This is a genomic window from Trebonia sp., assembly GCF_049794275.1.
In the GTDB taxonomy this organism is placed as follows: domain Bacteria; phylum Actinomycetota; class Actinomycetes; order Streptosporangiales; family Streptosporangiaceae; genus Trebonia.
Genome location: NZ_JBARCR010000775.1, coordinates 1 through 2,305 on the forward strand (window position 1 = coordinate 1; position 2,305 = coordinate 2,305).

General features: G+C 68.1%; 3 protein-coding genes. All 3 read left to right on the forward strand.

All coding sequences use genetic code 11. From position 1 onward, the window contains the following. The first annotated feature begins 270 nt into the window (after positions 1-270). Positions 271-783, forward strand: coding sequence for a DUF5655 domain-containing protein (locus WA805_RS20220; RefSeq protein WP_422273249.1), 513 nt, complete (start codon positions 271-273; stop codon positions 781-783). A 329-nt stretch (positions 784-1,112) separates the two neighbouring features. Then, positions 1,113-1,955, forward strand: coding sequence for an alpha/beta fold hydrolase (locus WA805_RS20225; protein ID WP_422340878.1), 843 nt, complete (start codon positions 1,113-1,115; stop codon positions 1,953-1,955). Positions 1,956-2,036: 81 nt separating this feature from the next. Further along, on the forward strand, positions 2,037-2,305 hold a 269-nt coding region (locus tag WA805_RS20230; protein WP_425243106.1), incomplete at its 3' end, for a hypothetical protein.

Here is a 2,305-nt window from a genome sequence, read left to right on the forward strand (position 1 = left end):
GAGTCGAAGCTGCGCTGGCCCGCATGCCCGTGCAACTGCTCGACCAGCACCCCGGTCCACGGCACGAGCAAGACGCCACAGATGGTGAACACCCATGTCAGTACACGCCATCGCCGATCCACAAGCCCATGATGTCGCATCGCGTCGGACCGGCCATGCTCGTGCGCTGTGGCACTGGTCACTTGGGACGATGACGCCGCTACCAGCGGCAAGCCCGGCAACCGTAAAGACCGTGACCGGCTCGGCTGACACGCAGGTAGCCTGGGCGAGATGAACCAGGAGTGGACCGTCGAGCGCCACCTGCTCGGTAAGCCACCCGAGGTCGTCGCACTGTATCACCGGTTCATCGAGCTGGCGCAGGCGTGCGGCCCGTTCACTTACGCCGTCTCCAAGAGCGCGATCACGCTCAAGGGCACCCGGCGCGGCTTTGCCGGAGCCAGCTTGGGTAAGCAGGCGCTGAGCGGATACCTTGACCTTCCCCGGCGCGTAGAAGATCCCCGGATCACCCGATCCAGCCCCTACACCAAACGCTTGTGGGTGCACCACTTCCGCATAGACAGCCTCAGCCACCTCGACCAGCACTTCGCCGGCTGGCTTGGTGAGGCCTACCGAGTCGGCGGCGGTGCCCATCTGGACCCGCCTGTGAAGACCCGCCCTGATTTATCCGCAGCCCTTTGCCGTCTGCACTCAGGGGCCGCCACGCGTCAGTCCGTATCCGTCAATCAGCCGACCTGTATTGAGCGCTCCAATTGGTTGTGGCCGCGCTCCACTCGAACGTCGTAGTCATTACAGGAGCCCGGCCGCAACCTTTCACCTGGCCATTCGGGGCATAACGAGGTCATACCCTTTGACCTGTGCATATGCGCCTCTGAGGTACTCGGGGGCGAGCGTCCGCTGTACGTCCGACGTGCCGCCTCGCGCGTCGTGCTATCGAGTTCGCATTTGCCACACGTTCCATGTGAGCGATGAGTTAGGGCGGCGGATCGGGTCTGCCCTGGCATGACTCAAATTATCGCTGACATCTCGGTCTCTCTCGACGGCTTCGTCGCCGGGCCCGACTCCAGCGTGGACAACTGTCTGGGTACCTGCGGCGAGGCCCTGCCGGTGATCCGATGACCACTATCAACGCCAATGAGATCGCCTTGGGCATCCAGTCGTTCGGTGACGACGACGCGCCACTCGTCCTGCTCGCGGGCGGGACGACGATGCTCTCCTGGCCCGACGCGCTTTGCGAGCGCCTCGCCGCCGGCGGGCGCCGTGTGGTGCGCTACGACCTGCGCGATAGCGGGGAGTCGACGACGACGGATCCGGAGGCGCCCGCCTATACCCTGCGCGGCCTCGCCGCCGACGCAGCGGCCCTTGCTGACGCGCTCGGCGGGGGGCCTGCGCACCTCGCGGGGATGGGCGTCGGCGGGATGGTCGTCCAGGTGGCCGTGCTCGACCATCCGGGCGCGTTCTCGGCGCTCACCCTGGTCGGCACCCGCGCGGTTGCCCCTGGCCCGCCCGACGATGACCTCCCCGACCATGACCAGGCGACGATGAGCCAGCTGTTCGCGCGTCCGATGCCCGATTGGACCGACCGCGAGGCGGTTGCGGAGTTCGCCGCCGCCGGCGCGGAGATCCTCGGTGACGACCCCGTCGCCGCGCGCGCAATCGCTGCGCGCATCTGGGACCGCACGCCCGGCACCGCACCCCCGGTCCAGATGGCCAACCAGATGGGCATGGTGTTTTCCAGTCTCGACTGCGAACCCCGCTGGCGGGAGCGCCTGCCCGAGATCGAGGTCCCCGCGCTTGTCGTCCACGGCCGCCGCAACCGGTTCTTCCCCGTCGGCAACGGCGAGGCGATCGCGCGCGAGATCCCCGGGGCACGGCTGCTCGTCCTCAACGAGGCCGCCACTGCGATCCCCGATGCGGCGGTCGGCGAGGTCACCAAGGCGATGCTCGCGCTCGGATAGAGGACGGCGGGTGCCGGGCGTATCGGAGTCTTTGTGATCATGGGACCGGGGATTGTCGGTGGGAGTGCTTAGCATCAGGACATGGACTGCCGGACCTGCCGGGGGCCGGTGCAGGCCGGATTCGCCCGCTGTTATCAATGCGACCTTGCGCACGCGCGGTGCGGCGGGCTGCTCGCGGATGTCGTCGCGCCCGTCGCGTACGCGGTCAAGGGCGGGCCGCTGGCAGGCGACCTGTGGCGGTACAAGTCGGGGGCGGCTGGCGCTACGGAAGCTGGCGCGCGGGTGGCGGCGATGCTGGCCGGATACCTGCGCGAGCACGGCGATCAAGTGTGGCGGGCTGCGGGCATGGC